This window comes from Streptomyces sp. NPDC033221, from assembly GCF_055577005.1.
The window spans coordinates 172,274-191,264 of the sequence record NZ_JBVIQN010000003.1 but is presented as its reverse complement, the minus strand read 5'-3'; the positions used below and the strand labels follow the sequence as shown (position 1 = coordinate 191,264).

General features: G+C 71.6%; 15 protein-coding genes. 6 read left to right on the top strand and 9 right to left on the bottom strand.

The window, feature by feature from the left end; genetic code table 11:
* Positions 1–2: 2 nt before the first annotated feature.
* Together ACZ53K_RS04865 and ACZ53K_RS04860 are read right to left on the bottom strand one after the other, a co-directional pair.
* Positions 3–1,487 (bottom strand): GlxA family transcriptional regulator, encoded by a 1,485-nt coding sequence (locus tag ACZ53K_RS04865; protein ID WP_468832098.1) that lies wholly within the window; start codon positions 1,485–1,487, stop codon positions 3–5.
* Between the two features lie 348 nt (positions 1,488–1,835).
* Entirely contained in the window at positions 1,836–2,108 is a 273-nt protein-coding gene (locus ACZ53K_RS04860; protein WP_468832097.1) for a hypothetical protein, read from the bottom strand.
* A gap of 421 nt (positions 2,109–2,529) precedes the next feature.
* On the opposite strand from ACZ53K_RS04860, the gene ACZ53K_RS04855 reads away from it, so the two are divergent.
* The gene (locus ACZ53K_RS04855) at positions 2,530–3,051 is read left to right on the top strand and encodes a universal stress protein (RefSeq protein ID WP_468832096.1); all 522 of its coding nucleotides are present in this window, start codon (positions 2,530–2,532) and stop codon (positions 3,049–3,051) included.
* Between the two features lie 604 nt (positions 3,052–3,655).
* Here the strand turns inward: ACZ53K_RS04855 and glmS are convergent.
* Complete coding sequence (gene glmS / locus ACZ53K_RS04850) at positions 3,656–5,485, bottom strand: glutamine--fructose-6-phosphate transaminase (isomerizing) (protein ID WP_468832095.1); 1,830 nt, start codon at positions 5,483–5,485, stop codon at positions 3,656–3,658.
* 72 nt (positions 5,486–5,557) lie between these two features.
* Positions 5,558–5,833, bottom strand: coding sequence for a hypothetical protein (locus ACZ53K_RS04845; protein WP_468832094.1), 276 nt, complete (start codon positions 5,831–5,833; stop codon positions 5,558–5,560).
* Positions 5,834–6,036: 203 nt separating this feature from the next.
* Between ACZ53K_RS04845 and ACZ53K_RS04840 the strand changes: the two genes are divergently transcribed.
* Positions 6,037–7,656 (top strand): beta-N-acetylhexosaminidase, encoded by a 1,620-nt coding sequence (locus ACZ53K_RS04840; protein WP_468832093.1) that lies wholly within the window; start codon positions 6,037–6,039, stop codon positions 7,654–7,656.
* Positions 7,657–7,765: 109 nt separating this feature from the next.
* On the opposite strand, the gene ACZ53K_RS04835 is transcribed toward ACZ53K_RS04840, so the two are convergent.
* From ACZ53K_RS04835 to ACZ53K_RS04820, 4 genes are read right to left on the bottom strand one after another with little or no spacing between them, the layout of a single operon-like run.
* Complete coding sequence (locus ACZ53K_RS04835; RefSeq protein WP_468832091.1) at positions 7,766–8,920, bottom strand: acyl-CoA dehydrogenase family protein; 1,155 nt, start codon at positions 8,918–8,920, stop codon at positions 7,766–7,768.
* A 3-nt stretch (positions 8,921–8,923) separates the two neighbouring features.
* Positions 8,924–9,862 (bottom strand): hydroxymethylglutaryl-CoA lyase, encoded by a 939-nt coding sequence (locus tag ACZ53K_RS04830; protein WP_468832090.1) that lies wholly within the window; start codon positions 9,860–9,862, stop codon positions 8,924–8,926.
* Positions 9,859–11,847, bottom strand: a complete 1,989-nt coding sequence (locus ACZ53K_RS04825) for an acetyl/propionyl/methylcrotonyl-CoA carboxylase subunit alpha (RefSeq protein ID WP_468832089.1) — start codon at positions 11,845–11,847, stop codon at positions 9,859–9,861. Before ACZ53K_RS04825 ends, ACZ53K_RS04830 begins: the two co-directional genes overlap by 4 nt.
* 32 nt (positions 11,848–11,879) lie before the next feature.
* The gene (locus tag ACZ53K_RS04820) at positions 11,880–13,505 is read right to left on the bottom strand and encodes a carboxyl transferase domain-containing protein (RefSeq protein WP_468832347.1); all 1,626 of its coding nucleotides are present in this window, start codon (positions 13,503–13,505) and stop codon (positions 11,880–11,882) included.
* 164 nt (positions 13,506–13,669) lie between these two features.
* Here ACZ53K_RS04820 and ACZ53K_RS04815 point away from each other — a divergent pair, with 164 nt between their 5' ends.
* From ACZ53K_RS04815 to ACZ53K_RS04805, 3 genes are all read left to right on the top strand, one after another.
* Positions 13,670–14,329 (top strand): SACE_7040 family transcriptional regulator, encoded by a 660-nt coding sequence (locus ACZ53K_RS04815; RefSeq protein WP_468832088.1) that lies wholly within the window; start codon positions 13,670–13,672, stop codon positions 14,327–14,329.
* A gap of 80 nt (positions 14,330–14,409) precedes the next feature.
* Positions 14,410–15,567 (top strand): acyl-CoA dehydrogenase family protein, encoded by a 1,158-nt coding sequence (locus ACZ53K_RS04810; RefSeq protein WP_468832087.1) that lies wholly within the window; start codon positions 14,410–14,412, stop codon positions 15,565–15,567.
* 49 nt (positions 15,568–15,616) lie between these two features.
* Positions 15,617–16,501, top strand: coding sequence for an acyl-CoA thioesterase (locus ACZ53K_RS04805; protein ID WP_468832086.1), 885 nt, complete (start codon positions 15,617–15,619; stop codon positions 16,499–16,501).
* A 70-nt stretch (positions 16,502–16,571) separates the two neighbouring features.
* Here the strand turns inward: ACZ53K_RS04805 and ACZ53K_RS04800 are convergent, their stop codons facing one another.
* On the bottom strand, positions 16,572–17,366 hold the full coding sequence (locus ACZ53K_RS04800; RefSeq protein ID WP_468832085.1) for a phosphatase: 795 nt from the start codon (positions 17,364–17,366) through the stop codon (positions 16,572–16,574).
* 111 nt (positions 17,367–17,477) lie between these two features.
* Here ACZ53K_RS04800 and speB point away from each other — a divergent pair, with 111 nt between their 5' ends.
* Positions 17,478–18,464, top strand: coding sequence for an agmatinase (gene speB, locus ACZ53K_RS04795; RefSeq protein WP_468832084.1), 987 nt, complete (start codon positions 17,478–17,480; stop codon positions 18,462–18,464).
* The last annotated feature ends 527 nt before the right edge of the window (positions 18,465–18,991 follow it).

Genomic DNA, 18,991 nt, shown 5'->3' with positions numbered 1-18,991 from the left:
TCTCACCCTACGGGGCGCTCCCGCTGACTGGGCAGCACCGGGCGGCCGGCCGGCCGCCCGGCGGACTGTTCCGGAAGCCGCGGCGCATAGGCATCGGATTCCGGTTTGCCCGGCTCTGTCGGCGCGAGTGCCGTGGCCTGGCTGTGCACCGGCTGGCCGTGGCCCGCCGTACTGTGCCCCGGCTGGCCGCCCGACCCGTGCCCGCCCGGACCGCCGTGCGAACCCTGGGGGTGTCCGCCCGGACCGTGACCGCTCTGCGGATGGCCCTGCGTATGCCCGCCCGGACCGAGCCCCCCTTGGGCATGCGACGCCTGGCTGTGCGACGCCTGCCCGTGATGCAGCTGTCCGTGGCCCCCCGGCAGGTGGCCCGCCGCGGCTGCGGCGAACCGGTCCGCACCGGCACCGGGACGCTCGCCGCGCTCCGGCCGGTCCGCCCGGGAGACCTGCTCGGGCACCCCGTTCTGCGGCCTGCGCGCGCGGTACGCCGCGCGGTAGGCCGCGGGAGAGGCACCCAACTGCCGCCGGAAGTGGCCGCGCAGCGCGACCGGCGACCGGAAGCCGCAGCGTCCGGCGACCTCGTCCACGGAGTAGTCGGAGGTCTCCAGCAGCCGCTGCGCCTGGAGGACGCGCTGGGTGATCAGCCACTGCAGCGGAGCGCTCCCGGTCAGGGACCGGAAGCGGCGGTCGAAGGTACGGCGGCTCATGTAGGCGCGGGCCGCCAGCGTCTCCACGTCGAACTGCTCGTGGAGGTGCTCCAGCGCCCAGGCCACGACCTCGGCGAGCGGGTCCGCACCGATCTCTTCCGGTAATGACCTGTCCAGGTACCTCTGGTGCCCCAGGTCCGACGCGGTGCGCCGGGGCGGGACCACCAGCCGCCGGGCGAGCGCGTTGGCCGCGTCCGCCCCGTGGTCGGTACGGACGATGTGCAGGCACAGGTCGATGCCGGCGGCGGTCCCCGCGGAGGTCAGCACGTCGCCGTCGTCGACGAAGAGCTCGCGGGGATCGACATGGACGGACGGATAACGCTTGGCGAGCGTCGGCGCGTACATCCAGTGGGTGGTCGCGGGCCGGCCGTCGAGGAGCCCTGCGGCGGCGAGCACGAAGGCCCCCGTGCAGAGCCCGACGATGCGGGCCCCTTCTTCGTGCGCCCGGCGCAGCGCGTCCAGCGCGGCCGGTGGTGGTGCCTGTGTGATGGACCGCCAGGCCGGCACGACGACCGTGCCCGCGCGGGCGATCGCCTCCAGCCCGTAGGGGGCCGACAGTTCGAGCCCCCCGGTGGTGCGCAAAGGCGCATCTTCGCCCGCGCACACAAGTAGTCGGTACCGCGGAACACCCGCGTCCTGGCGGTCGATGCCGAAGACCGAGAGCGGAATGGAGCTCTCGAAAATCGGGCCGCCACTGAAGAGGAGCACCGCGACTATTTCGCGGCGTCGTCGGGCGGCGAGCTTGCGTGCGGCATCTGGTACGGCAGCGGAGTCCTGGCTCATGGCACTTAAGCCCCCCTCGGTCGTCTCGCCCTCTCGGTCCTGCACTGTTCCCCCGCCGTGATTGCCAAGATCGAATCTACTGCGTCCCGTGAGGATGGAGTGCCAAGTTCACCACCCGCTCGTATGTCGATATGGCAACTTGGCGCGAAGCATTCGATCACGAAGCGTTCCACTCGTCGGGCCTGCTGGGAAGTACGCCTCTCGCCTCTGCCCGTAAGCCGTAGGGCGCAATCGCGCCCCGCGGTCCTTTCGTCCCAGCTCAGGCCCAGGTTGTGGGTCGCTTTTGCCAAGAGATGCACCTGAGCACGAAGTTGGCCGAAAACGACCCTGGGCAGGCTTGCGGGCGCGTCATTCCTCCGGCGTACGCCCCTCGGAACGGCGCCCTCCCCGGTGGGCTCCGGTGCCGGTACGGCTGTGCCGGCCGCGGTGCGGGGCGATCTCGTCGGGGGACGGCCGGGCGGCGGTGCGCTCGGACTGGCGCAGCAGGGCCCGGCACGCGCAGGTCACCGCCGCCAGCCCCACGGCGGTGCCGGCCGCCCCGGCGGCGGACGCGCCGCACAGGATGAGGACGAGGGGCACCACGGCACAGCTGAACGCCGCCCAGCGGACGAGATCGCTCACCGGATCGGCTGATGTGTTCGACGGACCGGGCACGGCGTACTCCCTCCAGGCAGGCTGCTACTACAACGGCTGCGGGGGGCCATGGGTCACCGCGATGGGTACGTACGGGGGCAGGCCGGGGCATTGCCAACCGGGCCACGCTCCGGCATGCTCCGGGGAATGTTCGAGCGGTCCCCCGCCCGTGTGGTTACGGGGGTCCGTCCCCGCCTCAGGGGCCCGTCGTCCGCGCGGGGCTCTGGGCAGCGGGGGACTGGCGCCGTACTCTTGGGGTACGGCATTGGGAAGATGATTCCCGGTCGTGTTGTTCCCCTTTGAACTAAGGGGCCGACCTCTCGATCAAGCCAGCTCAGTCAACTGCCGGATCAAGTCAATCGCCGCTCCCCGTCCGCCCCTCCGCAAGGACCTCCTTCGCCGAGACACCATGGCCGGTCACGAAATCCCCGAACCAGCGGACCGCAAGCAGGTCGCCGATCCGACGGCGGACCTCCAAGCGGCGGAACAGACACGCCACTCCTGCGACCCCGCCTTCCGGCACGGCGTCGTGGTCGGCTTCGACGGCTCGATGTCGAGCGAGCGCGCGTTGGCGTATGCAATCGGTATGGCACGGCGCTCCGGCTCGGGCCTGATCATCGTCCATGTGGCCAACCGGCTGCCCACGACGGTCTGGGCGGGCTGTGAACCCCCGGTCTTCGTGGACGTTCCGGACCACCGGACGGAAGTGCTGGGGCTGGAGCTGGCCTGCGCCGACCATCTCGCGGAGATCCCGTGGATCCTCGTGGAGCGCGGCGGCGACATCTGCAACGAGCTGGAGGAGGTCGGCCACGAGTACGAGGCCGACGCGATCGTGGTCGGCTCGACGCACGGCATCGTGGGCCGGATCTTCGGCTCGGTCGCGGGGCGGCTGGCCCGGCGCGCGCAGCGGCCCGTGATCGTCATTCCCTGACCGGTTGCCTGCTCACCGTTCCGGCTCCCCGCCGCTGCCCCCCGTGACCCGCGCCGCCGACATCCCGTGACCTGATGGGGCGTGAGGTGAGGGAGCGTCACCAGCGCCGTATTCACGCGCACTCGGCATATCTACTGGCCCGTAGAGGTGGAATGCACCCTGGTCGGGGGTAGAAAACCGATCAAGAGGGACGCGAACGGAGCGGCTCCGGCGACCGGACAGGGCACCGGCGTCGCTCCCGGGGCGCACGGGCGTCCGGCGGACGGGGCGGTCCGCAGCCCGGCTCTCCGTCCGTCAACAGCGTGCTGCCGCCCGGGAGGTGACGGTTCCCGGGAAGGCGGCCACCGCCGGCGTAAGGGCGACGCCGGCAACAGGGGAGGCGGGGCCCCGCGCGTATGGTGGCACGCGCGGGGCCCCGCCTCCCGCCCCCCCCAGGACGTGTCGTCCGACCGGGCGGCCTCCGCAGGCCGCCCGTCCCCCGGACGAACGCCCGTGGCCGCGGGGGTGGACAGGACCCCCGCGGCACGTCGGGCGACTCGCGCCCGAGCGACCACCCGCCCCCGGGCGACCACGCACCCGTGAGCGACTGCTCGCCGTCGATCGCCTACTCGACCGTGACCGACTTCGCCAGGTTGCGCGGCTTGTCGATGTCCCGGCCCATGGCCAGGGCCACGTGGTAGGCCAGCAGCTGGAGCGGAATGCCCATCAGGATCGGGTCCAGCTCGTGCTCGTTCTTCGGCACGACGATGGTGTGGTCGGCCTTCTCCTGCTTCTGGTGCGCGACGGCCAGGATGCGGCCGCTGCGGGCCTTGATCTCCTCCATCGCGGCGCGGTTCTTCTCCAGCAGATCGTCGTCCGGGACGATCGCCACGGTCGGCATGGCGGGCTCGATGAGCGCCAGCGGGCCGTGCTTGAGCTCGGACGCCGGGTACGCCTCGGCGTGGATGTAGGAGATCTCCTTGAGCTTGAGGGAGGCCTCGCGGGCGACGGGGTAGCCGCGCACCCGGCCGATGAACATCATCGACCTGGCCTCGGCGTACTCGGCCGCCAGCTGCTTGACGTCGTCCTCCATCGCCAGGATCTCCTGGATCTGGCCGGGCAGCTTGCGCAGGCCCTCGATGATCCGCTTGCCGTCGGCGACGGACAGGTCGCGGATGCGGCCCAGGTGCAGCGCGAGCAGCCCGAAGGCGACCACGGTGTTGGTGAAGCACTTGGTGGAGACCACGCAGACCTCGGGGCCGGCGTGCACGTACACGCCGCCGTGGGTCTCCCGGGCGATCGCCGAGCCGACCACGTTCACCACGCCGAGGACGCGCGCGCCCTTGCGCTTGAGCTCCTGCACGGCGGCGAGCACGTCGTAGGTCTCACCGGACTGGGAGACCGCGATGTAGAGGGTGTCGGGGTCCACGACCGGGTTGCGGTAGCGGAACTCGGAGGCCGGCTCGGCGTCCGAGGGGATACGGGCCAGCTCCTCGATCATCTGCGCGCCGATCTGGCCCGCGTGGTACGAGGTGCCGCAGCCCAGGATCTTGACCCGGCGGATGGCACGCGCCTCGCGGGGGTCCAGGTTCAGACCGCCCAGGTGCACGGTGGAGAAGCGGTCGTCGATGCGGCCGCGCAGCACGCGGTCGACCGCGTCGGCCTGCTCGCTGATCTCCTTGTGCATGTACGTGTCGTGGCCGCCCATGTCGTACGACTCGGCCTCCCACTCCACGGTGGTCGGCTGGGCGGAGGTGTGCGAGCCCTCGGTGGTGTAGGTGCGGTAATCGTCGGCCTTGATGGTGGCCATCTCGCCGTCGTCGAGGGTGACGACCTGGCGGGTGTGCGAGACCAGCGCGGCGACGTCGGAGGAGACGAACATCTCCTTCTCGCCGATGCCCAGGACGACCGGCGAGCCGTTGCGGGCGACGACGATGCGCTCGGGGAAGTCGGCGTGCAGCACGGCGATGCCGTACGTGCCCTCGATGACGCGCAGGGCCTCGCGGACCTGCTCCTCCAGGGTCGGCGCCTGGGAGCGGCCGATCAGGTGGGCCAGCACCTCGGTGTCGGTCTCGGAGACGAACTCGATGCCGTCGGCGGTGAGCTTGGCGCGCAGTTCGTCGGCGTTGTCGATGATGCCGTTGTGGACGACGGCGACCTTGCCCTCGGTGTCGAGGTGCGGGTGCGCGTTCTCGTCGGTGGGGGCGCCGTGGGTGGCCCAGCGAGTGTGCGCGATGCCGGCGGTGCCCGCGAAGCGCTTGGGCAGGCGGGACTCCAGCTCGCGGACGCGGCCCTTGGCCTTGGCGGTCTTCAGGCCGCCGGCGGCCTTGCCGGTGCTCTTGGCGTGGATGGCGATACCGGCGGAGTCGTATCCGCGGTACTCCAGACGCTGCAGTCCTTCGAGGAGCAGCGGAGCCACGTCCCGCTTACCGATGTAGCCGACGATCCCGCACATGTAGTGACCCTCCCGGTCAGGCGATTGGACAGGTGGCGCGCGATGCGGCGCGCGCCGGGGTGCTCGGCCGGTTCAGCCGTAGACGAGACGGCGCAGCTGGCGCGCCGAGAGCTGGGGCGGGTGGACCGCGCGGTGCGGCAGCTCCTGGCCGATGCGTTCGAAGATCGCTTCGTTGCGCAGTCCCTGTGACTGCAGCTCCCGGTGGCGTCTGCGGACGTAGGCCTCGGTCGTCTCGTCGAAGTACGCGAGGACGTCGAGCACCACCCGGGCGGCCTCACCGCGTTGTAGCGGTGTGCTGCGCACCAGGTGGTCGACGAGGTCCTCATGGGGCGAACGGCGATCGAGCACCCGATGAATACTGATGGGTCGGCCCGGGTTACGCAAGAAACCTGCCCGATATCGGGCAAGCGACACGCCGGATGACGCCAGACGTGGTGTCCACCTTGACCACCAGGGGGGCGAGCGGTACTCAATGTTGACGTTCGGTTGCTCCATGCCACGTACGCAGTCCACGCACGGCCCTGCACGATGAGCCCAGCGAAGGGAATCTCGTGAGACGAAGCAGACTGTTCTGCTCGCTGCTGCTGGTCGCGGCGGCGGGCCTGTCGACGGCCGGGACGCAGTCCGCCGCGGCCGACCGCGGCAGTCCGTCCGCCCGCCACGCCAAGCCGATAGCCCTCGACCAGGTCATCCCGGCACCCGCCGCCGTCAAGCCCGGCAAGGATCCCTACACGATCGGCCACCGGACCCGGATTCGGGTGCCCGGCGCGTCGGCCGAGGTCAGGCGGGTGGCCGGCTACCTGGCGGACGTCCTGCGCCCGTCCACCGGCCACCCCCTGCCGGTCACCGGCAAGGACGGCCGGGACGGCATCGTGCTGCGCCTGGGCGGCAAGGACACCAAGAAGCTCGGCGCCGAGGGCTACCGCCTCACCTCCACCCGGCACGCGGTGACGATCACCGCCGCCCGGCCCGCCGGCCTCTTCCACGGCGTCCAGACGCTGCGCCAGCTGCTGCCGCCGTCCATCGAGAAGCGCAGCAGGCAGCACAGCCCCTGGAAGGTCGCCGGCGGCACCATCTCCGACGTCCCGCGCTACGGCTACCGCGGCGGGATGATCGATGTGTCCCGGCACTTCTTCACGGTCGAGCAGCTGAAGCGTTACATCGATCAGCTTGCGCTGTACAAGTACAACAAGCTGCATCTGCACCTCACCGACGACCAGGGCTGGCGGCTCCAGATCAACTCCTGGCCGCGGCTCGCCAGCTACGGCGGCAGCACCCAGGTCGGCGGCGGCCCCGGCGGCTACTACACCAAGGCCCAGTACCGGGAGATCCTGCGGTACGCGGCCAGCCGCTACATGGAGGTCATCCCCGAGGTCGACACCCCGGGACACACCCAGGCCGCGCTGGCCTCGTACGCCAAGCTGAACTGCAACAACATCGCGCCGCCGATCTACACGGGCGTCGAGGTCGGCTTCAGCTCACTGTGCGTGCCCAAGAAGGTGACGTACGAGTTCCTGGACGACGTCTTCCGCGAGGTCGCGGCGCTGACCCCGGGGCCGTATCTGCACATCGGCGGTGACGAGGCGCACTCCACCAGCCACGCGGACTACGTGACCTTCATGAACAAGGTCCAGCCGCTGGTGACCAAGTACAAGAAGAAGGTCATAGGGTGGCACCAGCTGACCGCCGTCACGCCCGCCAAGGGCGCCGCGGTGCAGTACTGGGGCTACGACAAGACCCCCGTCAAGGAGCGGGAGCAGGTCGCGGCGGCCGCCCGTAAGGGCGCCGGGCTCATCCTGTCGCCGGCCGACCGGTCCTACCTCGACATGAAGTACACCAAGGACACCAAGCTGGGTAAGGCCTGGGCCGGGTACGTCGAGGTCCAGCGGTCCTACGACTGGGACCCCGCGACCTACCTCAAGGGCGCGCCGCAAAAGTCGGTCATGGGCGTCGAGGCCCCCATCTGGACGGAGACCCTCTCCACCAACCAGCACCTCGACTACATGACCTTCCCGCGGATGCCCGGCATCGCCGAGCTGGGCTGGTCGCCGAGGTCCACCCACGACTGGAACACCTACAAGCACCGGCTGGCGTCCCAGGCTCCCCGCTGGGAGGCCATGGGCTTCGATTACTACAAGTCCCCGCAGGTGCCGTGGGGGACGAAGAAGTGATCTGAGGGCAGCGCCGACGACAGCAGGGCGGGACCGGAGCACCGGTCCCGCCCTGTGCCGTACCGGGCGGCTGCACGGGAATGCCGTACGAGCCCGCCGTGCGGCCGTGCTACACGCCCAGCTCGCGGGCGATCAGCAGCCGCTGCACCTCGCTCGTGCCCTCGCCGATCTCCAGGATCTTGGAGTCCCGCCACATGCGGGCGACCGGGTACTCGTTCATGAAGCCGTAGCCGCCGTGGATCTGGGTGGCCTCGCGGGCGTTGTCCACCGCGATCTCCGAGGAGTACAGCTTGGCGAGCGCCGCCTCCTTCTTGAACGGCTCGCCGTGCACCAGGCGGGACGCGGCGTCGCGCCAGGCCAGCCGGGAGGTGTGGGCGCGCATCTCCATGTCGGCCAGCTTGAACTGGATGGCCTGGTTGTGGCCGATCGGCCGGCCGAAGGCGTGCCGGTCCTTGGCGTACCGCACGGACTCGTCCACACAGCCCTGCGCGAGGCCGGTGGCCAGCGCGGCGATGGCGATCCGGCCCTCGTCCAGGATGCGCAGGAACTGGGCGTAGCCGCGGCCCTCCGTGCCGAGGAGGTTGCCGACCGGGACCCGTACGTCGGAGAAGGACAGCTCACGGGTGTCCGAGGCGTTCCAGCCGACCTTGGAGTACGGGGCGCCGACGGTGAAGCCCGGGGTGCCGGACGGCACGATGATCGAGGAGATCAGCGGGCTGCCGTCGTCCTTGCGGCCGGTGACGGCGGTGACCGTGACCAGGCCGGTGATGTCGGTGCCGGAGTTGGTGATGAAGCACTTGCTGCCGTTGATCACCCAGCTGTCGCCGTCCCGTACGGCCGTGGTGCGGGTGGCGCCCGCGTCCGAGCCGCCGTCCGGCTCGGTCAGGCCGAAGGCGCCGAGCACCTCGCCCGCGCACATCCGCGGCAGCCACTCCCGCTTCTGCTCCTCGGTGCCGAAGTGGAACAGGGGCATGGCGCCGAGCGAGACGCCCGCCTCCAGGGTGATCGCCACCGAGGAGTCGACGCGGGCCAGTTCCTCCAGGGCGATGCCGAGGGCGAGGTAGTCGCCGCCCATGCCGCCGTACTCCTCGGGGAAGGGCAGGCCGAACAGCCCCATCCGGCCCATTTCCCGCACTATGTCGTACGGGAACTCGTGGCGCTCGTAGAACTCGCCGATCTTCGGGGCGACCACGTCGTGGGCGAACGCCTCGACCGTGCGCCGCAGCTCTTCGAGTTCAGGGGACAGGCGGTGGTCCAGGGACATCGTTCACTCCTTGTGGGAGAGGGCACGGACGGTGCGGGACGGGCTCGGACGGCCCAGCTGTTCGGCCATCCACACGCTGGTGGCGGTGAGCCGGCCCAGATCGACCCCGGTCTCGATACCGAGGCCGTGCAGCATCCACGCCAGGTCTTCGGTGGCGAGGTTGCCGGTGGCGCTCTTGGCGTACGGGCAGCCGCCGAGGCCGCCCGCCGACGCGTCGACGGTGCTGACGCCGTGCTGGAGCGCGGCGAGGGTGTTGGCCAGCGCCTGGCCGTACGTGTCGTGGAAGTGCACGCCGAGGCGGTCGGTGGGCACGCCCGCCTCGTTCAGCGCGGCGAGCAGCGCCTGGACGTGCCCGGGGGTGGCCACGCCGATGGTGTCGCCCAGGCTCAGCTCGTCGCAGCCCATGTCGAGCAGGGCGCGGCAGACCCGGACGACCTGCGCGATGGGCACCGGGCCTTCCCAGGGGTCGCCGAAGCACATGGAGAGGTAGCCGCGGACGTGCGCCTGCTCCGCCTTCGCGCGGGCCACCACCGGAGTGAACATGGCCAGCGATTCCTCGACCGTACGGTTCAGGTTGGCCTTGGCGAACGACTCCGTGGCGCTGCCGAAGACCGCGATCCGGCGGGCCCCGAGGGCGAGCGCGCGGTCCAGGCCGCGGTCGTTCGGGACGAGGACGGGCAGCCGCGCGTCGAGGCCGGCCAGCATCGGGTAGAGCCGCTCGGCGTCGGCGAGCTGCGGCACCCACTTGGGGTGCACGAAACTGGTCGCCTCCACCGTCGTCAGCCCGGCCTCCGCCAGGCGGCGGATGAACTCGGCCTTGACCTCGGTGGGCACGACGGCGGATTCGTTCTGCAGGCCGTCGCGGGCGCCGACCTCGTGGATACGGACCCGGGCGGGCAGGCCGGGGGCCGGGACGGGCATCGGGAGTCCGGGCGCGGTCATGTCGCTGCCTCCTCGGTCGGGCCGGATGCCGGGTCCGGTGGCGCGCTCTCGTGCGGGTCCACGACGGCGAGCACCTGGTCCATGGCGACGGTGCTGCCGGGGGAGACGCCCAGTTCGCTGACCGTGCCGGCGTGCGGCGCGGAGATGACGTGTTCCATCTTCATCGCCTCGACGACCAGCAGCCCCTGCCCGGCGGCCACTTCGTCGCCGACGGCCACCTTCACGACGGTGACCGTGCCGGGCATCGGCGCGGTCAGCGCGTCCATGCCGTGTGCTCCGGCGGCGCCGCGCAGCGTCTCGGCGACCGGGTCGTGGTCCGTCACGTGCCAGGTGTCGCCGTCCCGGCCGAGCCAGTCGCCTGCCCGGTGGAAGGTGTGCACGACACCGTCGACGGTGACGCGGACCCGGTCGGCGGTGACGTGCCCGGTGCCGGTGGCGGCCACCGGGTCGTGGCCGGGGACCTTGACCTGGTGGGTGACGGGCGCCGTACGGCCGCCGATCCGCCAGCCGTCCGGTACGGCGAACGGGTCCACCCAGCCGCCGTCCGGCGCCGGTTCCAGCGCCGCGTTGCGTACGGCGGCGGCCGCCGCGTACACCTCGGCGGGCACCTCCCGCGGCACCAGCGCGTCCATCTCCCGCTCGACCAGGCCGGTGTCCAGCTCGCCCGCCTCGACGGCCGGGTGGGCCAGCAGGCGGCGGAGGAAGCCGGTGTTGGTGGGGACGCCGAGCACAACCGTTTCGGAGAGCGCGGCGCGCAGCTTGCGCAGCGCGGTCGCGCGGTCCGGGCCGTACGCGATGACCTTCGAGAGCATCGGGTCGTACAGGCTGCCGACCTCCGTGCCCTCGGCCAGGCCGGAGTCCGTGCGCACCCCGTCGCCCTGCGGCTCGGCGAGCGCCAGGACCGTACCGCCGGACGGCAGGAAGCCGCGCGCGCCCTCCCTGACGGAGACCGTCTCGGCGCAGATCCGGGCCTCGACGGCGTGCCCGGTCAGCCGGACGCCGTCCTGCCCGAACGCCAGCGGCTCCCCGGCGGCGATCCGCAGCTGCCACTCGACGAGGTCGAGACCGGTGACGTACTCGGTGACGGGGTGCTCGACCTGGAGGCGGGTGTTCATCTCCATGAAGTAGTACGAAGCGGGGTCGTCGCCCGGCACGATGAACTCGACCGTGCCCGCGCCCCGGTAGCCGCACGAGCGGGCGGCCTGCACGGCGGCCTCGCCCATCGCGGCCCGCGTCGCCTCGTCCAGCAGGACGGACGGCGCCTCCTCGATCACCTTCTGGTGGCGGCGCTGGAGCGAGCACTCGCGCTCGCCGAGGTGGACGACGTTGCCGTGTGCGTCCGCCAGCACCTGGATCTCGATGTGCCGGGGGCGGTCCACCCAGCGCTCCACCAGCAGCGTGTCGTCGCCGAAGGAGCCGCGCGCCTCGCGCCGGGCCGCGGCGATCTCGTCGGCTAGCAGCGCCTCGTCCCGCACCAGCCGCATGCCCTTGCCGCCACCGCCCGCGGACGGCTTCAGCAGCACCGGCATCCCGATCTCTCGCGAGGCGTCGGCCAGTTGGGCGTCGGTCAGCCCGCTGCCGGAGGAGCCGGGCACGACCGGCACACCGGCCGCCCGCACCGTCTCCTTCGCGCGGATCTTGTCGCCCATCAGCTCGATGGCCTCGGCGGACGGCCCGATGAAGACCAGCCCGGCGTCGGCGCAGGCCGCGGCGAACGCGGTGTTCTCGGCGAGGAAGCCGTACCCCGGGTGCACGGCCTGCGCGCCGCTGCGGTGCGCGGCCTCGATCAGCCGGCCCGCGTGCAGATAGCTTTCCGTGGACGGCGCCGGGCCGATCCGTACCGCCGTGTCGGCCTCACGGACATGCCGGGCGTCGGCGTCCGCGTCGCTGAAGACGGCGACCGAGCGGACGCCCAGCGCGCGCAGCGTCCGGATGACGCGGACCGCGATCTCGCCCCGGTTGGCGACCAGGACGGTGTCGAACATGCTCATCTGTTCCTTCACTCCCCGCACTCCCCTCACATCCGGAAGACGCCGTAGCCCGGCTCGCCCAGCGGCGCGTTGCCGCACGCCGTCAGGGCCAGCCCCAGCACCCGGCGGGTGTCCAGCGGGTCGATGACCCCGTCGTCCCACAGGCGCGCGGTCGCGTAATAGGCGCTGCCCTGTGTCTCGTACTGCTCGCGGACCGGGGCCTTGAAGGCGGCCTCCTCCTCGGCGCTCCATTCCTCGCCGCGCGCCTCCAGCTGGTCGCGCTTGACCGTCGCGAGGACGGACGCGGCCTGCTCGCCGCCCATCACCGAGATCTTCGCGTTCGGCCACATCCACAGGAAGCGGGGCGAATAGGCGCGGCCGCACATCGAGTAGTTGCCCGCGCCGTACGAGCCGCCGATCACGACGGTCAGCTTGGGGACGCGGGTGCAGGCCACCGCCGTGACCATCTTCGCGCCGTGCTTGGCGATGCCGCCCGCCTCGTAGTCACGGCCGACCATGAAGCCGGAGATGTTCTGCAGGAAGACCAGCGGGATGCCGCGCTGGTCGCACAGCTCGATGAAGTGCGCGCCCTTCTGGGCGGATTCGGAGAACAGGATGCCGTTGTTGGCGACGATGCCGACCGGATGGCCGTGGATGTGGGCGAAGCCCGTGACCAGCGTCGTGCCGTACTCGGCCTTGAACTCGGCGAAGCGGGAGCCGTCCACGACGCGCGCGATGACCTCGCGTACGTCATAGGGCGTACGGGAGTCGGCGGGCACCGCGCCGTACAGCCCGGCCGGGTCGGCCTTGGGCTCCTCGGCGGGCCGCACCGTCCAGGGCAGCGGGCCGCGGTCCCCGAGTGTGGAGACGATGGTGCGCACGATGCGCAGCGCGTGCGCGTCGTCCTCGGCGAGGTGGTCGGTGACGCCGGACGTACGGGAGTGCACCTCGCCGCCGCCCAGCTCCTCGGCCGTGACGACCTCGCCGGTCGCGGCCTTCACCAGCGGCGGGCCGCCCAGGAAGATCGTGCCCTGGTTCCGTACGATCACGGCCTCGTCGCTCATCGCCGGGACGTACGCGCCGCCCGCCGTGCAGGAGCCGAGGACCGCCGCGATCTGCGGGATGCCCGCGCCCGACATCCGGGCCTGGTTGTAGAAGATCCGCCCGAAGTGCTCGCGGTCCGGGAAGACCTCGTCCTGCATCGGCAGGAAGGCGCCGCCCGAGTCGACCAGGTACAGGCACGGGAGGCGGTTCTCCAGCGCCACCTCCTGGGCGCGCAGGTGCTTCTTGACCGTCATCGGGTAGTACGTGCCGCCCTTGACCGTGGCGTCGTTGGCGACGATCACCGTCTCGCGGCCGGAGACCCGCCCGACGCCCGCGATCACGCCCGCGGCCGGCGCGGCCCCGCCGTACATCCCCTCCGCCGCCAGCGGCGCCAGCTCCAGGAACGGCGAGCCGGGGTCCAGCAGCGCGTCCACCCGCTCCCGGGGCAGCAGCTTGCCGCGCGCCGTGTGCCGGGCCCTGGCCTTCTCGCCGCCGCCCAGGCGGGCCGCGGCGAGCCGGGACCGCAGGTCCTCGGCCAGCTCCTGGTGGGCGGCCTCGTTGGCGCGCCAGGCGTCCGACGCCGGGTCGGCCGTGCTGTCGAGCACCGGTGCCACTTCCGCCGGGTCCATCCGCATCCGTGCCCCCGCCTCCTTCGGCTCCATCGCCACGGCTCCCTCACCACGGCTTGCCCGTACGGCTGCCGCGGACGCCGGGGATCGCCCGGCTGTTAATGGCCGTTAACTCATTTCCACCAGGTTAACGACCACTAACCCGCCTGTCTACAATTAGTTGTATGAGCAGCACACACGTCCCGGCAGCCACCAGCCGACGCGAGCAGATCCTCAAGGAGGCGGCCCGCCTCTTCGCCGAGCGCGGGTTCCACGGTGTCGGCGTGGACGAGATCGGTGCCGCCGTCGGCATCTCCGGGCCCGGCCTCTACCGGCACTTCGCCGGCAAGGACGCGATGCTCGCCGAGCTGCTCGTCGGCATCAGCGAACGGCTCCTGGAGGGCGGCCGCATCCGCGCCGCATCCGGCGGCGACAGCCCCGACGCGGTACTGGACGCCCTGATCGAGGGGCACATCGACTTCGCCCTCGACGACCGGCCGCTGATCACCGTCCACGACCGCGAACTGGACCGGCTGCGCGAGGCCGACCGCAAGCGGGTGCGCCGCCTCCAGCGCGAGTACGTGGAGCTGTGGGTGCAGGTGGTGCGCGAGGTGTACCCGGCGTACACGGAAGCGGACGCGCGCGCCTCCGTGCACGCCGTCTTCGGGCTGCTCAACTCCACCCCGCACCTCAGCCGCCCCGGCGCGCTCCCGGGCCGTACGGAGATGTCGGCGCTGCTGCACCGGCTGGCCCGGGGGGCCTTCGCGGCGGTGGCCACGGACGGGGGGGCAGGCGGCATCCAGGCTCCCTCCGGCCCCTCGCGTTCCTCTGGACAGCGCGACTGACCGGCGGGTAGCTTTCGGCTGAGCAAGCGCTTAGTCGAGGGGTCGGCTCCGGCCGGCCGGCGGACCTGAGGAGGCGGCGGATGCGCCGTACGGTGTTCAACGAGGATCACGAGGCGTTCCGGGAAACCATCCGCGACTTCATCGCCGCCGAGGTCGTCCCCGTCTACGACGAGTGGATGCAGGCCGGCCAGGCCCCCCGCGACTTCTACAAGAAACTCGGCGAACTGGGCGTCTTCGGCATCGAGGTCCCCGAGGAGTACGGCGGCGCCGGCGAGACCAGCTTCAAGTTCAACGCCGTCATCACCGAGGAATGCGCCCGGGCGGGCGTCAGCTTCGGCGGCTCCGGCGTACACACCGCGCTCTGCCTCCCGTACTTCCTCAAGTACGCCAATGAGGAGCAGAAGCGGCGCTGGCTGCCCTCCTTCGTCTCTGGCGACATGATGACCGCCATCGCCATGACCGAGCCCGGCACCGGCTCCGACCTGGCCGGCATGAAGACCACCGCCAAGCTCTCCGAGGACGGCACCCACTACGTCCTCAACGGCGCCAAGACCTTCATCACCGGCGGCGTCCTCGCCGACCGCGTCATCGTCTGCGCCCGCACCGCCCCTCCCACCCCGGAGGACCGCCGCGGCGGCATCACCCTCCTGGTCGTCGACACCACCTCCGAGGGCTATGCGGTCGGCCGCAAGCTGGAAAAGCTCGGTCTCAAGAGCTCCGACACCGCCGAACTCTCCTTCAGCGACGTCAAGGTGCCCGTCGAGGACCGCCTCGGCGAAGAGGGCAAGGCGTTCTCCTACCTCGGCCAGAACCTCCCGCAGGAACGTCTCGGCATCGCCATCGGCGCCTACGCCCAGGCCGCCGCGGCCGTCCGGTTCGCCAAGGAGTACGTCCAGGACCGCGAGGTCTTCGGCAAGTCCGTCGCCTCCTTCCAGAACACCAAGTTCGTCCTCGCCGACTGCAAGTCCGAGGTGGACGCCATGCAGGCCGTCGTCGACCGCGCCCTCGACGCCCACGACGCGGGCGAACTGACCGCCGCCGACGCCGCCTCCGCCAAACTCTTCACCACCGAGCGCGCCGCCGTCGTCATCGACAAGTGCCTCCAGCTGCACGGCGGCTACGGCTACATGCAGGAGTACCCGATCTCCCGCCTGTACGCCGACACCCGCGTCACCCGCATCTACGGCGGCACCAGCGAAGTCATGCGCTCCATCATCGCCAAGTCCATGGGGTTGTGAGGCCCGGCAGCCGGCCCCCGCGCCCCGCCCGAGTGAAAGCCGTACGCGCGTGAACGACGCCCTCACCGCCCTGCTCGAACAGCTCGACCTGGAGCGCATCGAGCAGGACATCTTCCGCGGTACCAGCCGCCCCTCCGTGGTGCCCCGGGTCTTCGGCGGCCAGGTCGCAGCCCAGGCCCTGGTCGCCGCCGGGCGCACCGTCCCCGAAGACCGCCCGCCGCACTCCCTGCACGCCTACTTCCTGCGGCCCGGCGACCCCGGCGCGCCCATCGTCTACACCGTCGACCGCATCCGCGACGGCCGGTCCTTCACCACCCGCCGCGTCGTCGCCGTCCAGCACGGGCAGCCGATCTTCCACCTCTCCGCGTCCTTCCAGGTGTACGAGGAGGGCATGGAACACCAGGAACCGATGCCGGACGCACCGGACCCCCTGACCCTGCCCACCGCCGCCGAAATGCTGCCCCGCTACGCCGACCGCTTCCGCGAACCGGGCGTCGCACAGCGCCTCCTGGAGGCGCGGGCCGCCGTCGACCTGCGCTACGTGGACGAGCCGCCCTTCGGCACCGCGGGGGAACCGCGCGAACCGCGCTCCCAGGTCTGGTTCCGTACGCACGGCAAACTGGACGGCGACATCGACCAGCCGCTGCTGCACATCTGCCTGGTCACCTACGTCTCCGACATGACCCTGCTGGACTCGGTGCTGCTCGCCCACGGGCGCGGCGGCTGGGCCGTCGGTGACGTGGTCGGCGCCAGCCTGGACCACGCCATGTGGTTCCACCGGCCGTTCCGGGCCGACGACTGGCTGCTGTACGACCAGGAGTCACCCACCGCGCAGGGCGGGCGGGGGCTGGGCAAGGGCCGGATCTTCACGGCGGACGGGCAGCTCGCGGTGTCGGTGATCCAAGAAGGGGTCATCCGGGCGCCGCGGGAGTGAGCGACTGGGGGCTGAGGGGGGCACGTGGGCGCGCCCCACGTGCCGCTCGCCGTATCGTCGGCCGTATCGCTCAGCCCAGCAGCCCCGCCGCGCCGAGCAGGTACGCCGTCAGCGGGTCGTAGTAGCGCGGGCTCAGCACATGATCGTCCAGTGGGATCGTCACCTGGAGCGTGCCCTCCGCCTCGCCCAGGAACAGCGCCGGGTCGTTGCAGTCCGCGAATCCCATGGCGTCCAGGCCGCGCTGCCCCGCGCACCCGGCCCAGCCGTGATCGGCCATGACCAGGTCGGGCAGCGCCGCACCCGCCCGCTCCAGACCGTCCAGTACGGCGGTCATCGGCGCGGGGGAATGGGTGTGCCACAGCGTCGCGCCGCGCTCCAGCATTGCCACGTCGGCGAACTGGAACACCATCCCGTCGTCCGCCCGCAGCCCGTCCGGCACGACGACGATGTCGCAGCCCCGCGCGCGCAGCGCCTCGGCGGTCGCCCGGTGCACGTCCAGCAGCCCGCCCGGATGCCCGGTCGCGAACAGCACACGCTCCCGGCCCGCGGCGGCCTTGCGCAGCCGGGCGGCCGCACGGTCCAGGGCGTCCACCGTCAGCTCGGGATCAATGGTGTCCTGGCCCATCCGGTGGCGGGTGTCGTCGTTGACGCCGCACCGCTCGGCCATCACCGCGAGCACGTCCTGCTCGTCGGTCCAGCGGTCCCCGAGTTCGAGACCGAGCCAGTAGTGGCGGTCTCCGTTGGCCAGCTTGCGGTAATGATCGAGGTTGTTCTCGCGGGGAGTGGCGACCTCACCGGCGATCCGGGTCCGTACGAGATGGTCGACGAGTTCGGTGCGGCTGGGAGCAGGCGGCAGTATCGGCATGAGGTCATTGTCCCTTGAAGCACCACACGATGGACGCGGTGTCCATGCGCCGACGCCACATCGTCATAAATGTCCATGGGCATCCCGGTCTCCGCTCCCTAACCTCGGCCCATGACCACCGCATCCGCCACCCCCGGCACCCCCCAGGAACCCGTCGGCCCCGTCGACTCCTCCCGCGTCCCCCGCTACGCGGGCCCGGCGACCTTCGCCCGGCTGCCCCGCCTCGACCAGGTGGGCACGGCCGACGTCGCGGTGGTCGGCGTCCCCTTCGACACCGGCGTCTCCTACCGCCCCGGCGCCCGCTTCGGCGGCAACGCCATCCGCGAGGCCTCCCGCCTGCTGCGTCCGTACAACCCGGCCCAGGACGCGTCCCCCTTCGCCCTCGCGCAGGTCGCGGACGCCGGCGACATCGCCGCCAACCCCTTCAACATCAACGAGGCCGTCGACACCATCGAGGCCGCCGCCGACGACCTCCTGGACACCGGCGCCCGTCTGATGACGCTGGGCGGCGACCACACCATCGCGCTGCCCCTGCTGCGCTCCATGGCCAAGAAGCACGGCCCGGTCGCCCTGCTCCACTTCGACGCCCACCTGGACACCTGGGACACCTACTTCGGCGCCGAGTACACCCACGGCACCCCGTTCCGCCGCGCCGTCGAGGAAGGCATCCTCGACACCTCCGCCCTCTCCCACGTCGGCACCCGCGGCCCCCTCTACGGCAAGAAGGACCTCGACGACGACGAGAAGATGGGCTTCGGCATCGTCACGTCCGCCGACGTCATGCGCCGCGGCGTCGACGAGGTCGCCGACCAGCTCCGCCAGCGCATCGGCGACCGCCCCCTGTACATCTCCATCGACATCGACGTCCTGGACCCGGCCCACGCCCCGGGCACCGGCACCCCGGAGGCGGGCGGCCTCACCTCCCGCGAACTCCTGGAGATCCTCCGCGGCCTGTCCTCCTGCAACCTGATCTCCGCCGACCTGGTGGAGGTGGCCCCCGCGTACGACCATGCGGAGATCACGTCCGTGGCGGCCTCCCACACGGCGTACGAACTGACGACGATCATGTCCCGTCAGATCGCGGCAGCACGGGGCTGACGCCACCGCCGCGGGGCCGGTGGAACCGCCGGTACAGCGCGACCGCATCCACCGGCGGCCGCAGCGGCACCCTGCTGATCTCCCCGGTGTCCTTGGCCACGACCACGCACGCCCCACCCGGGTTCCCGGGTGGGCGGCGTCGCCCGTCCGGCGTGGTGGCCGGCCGGGGAGGCAGCTTCGCGTACACGAGAAACCCGATGTCGAACTCGTACACCCGCAAGGGCGCGGGTGTCCCGTCCGGCCACACCGGGGCGTACTCGGTACGCGCGAGCGCCAAAGCTTCCTCGGCGTTGCCGGGCGGCGGCCGGCCGGTGCTGCCCCCAGATGTTGGTGTCTGTCTGCTGATGGCTACGGCATCCAGATGCGGCTCGTTGAGCAGGCGATTACGGCAACCCGTCGCGCGCCTGCTCGACGAGCACCGCCCGTCAAGTGTCCGCGTCCGCGAGGGCACCCTGGAGTCGTACGCGGCCAGGCCGGCCTGGCCGCGGGCCGTGTGGTGCGCTGCCGCGTGGAGCCACGCCGCACCC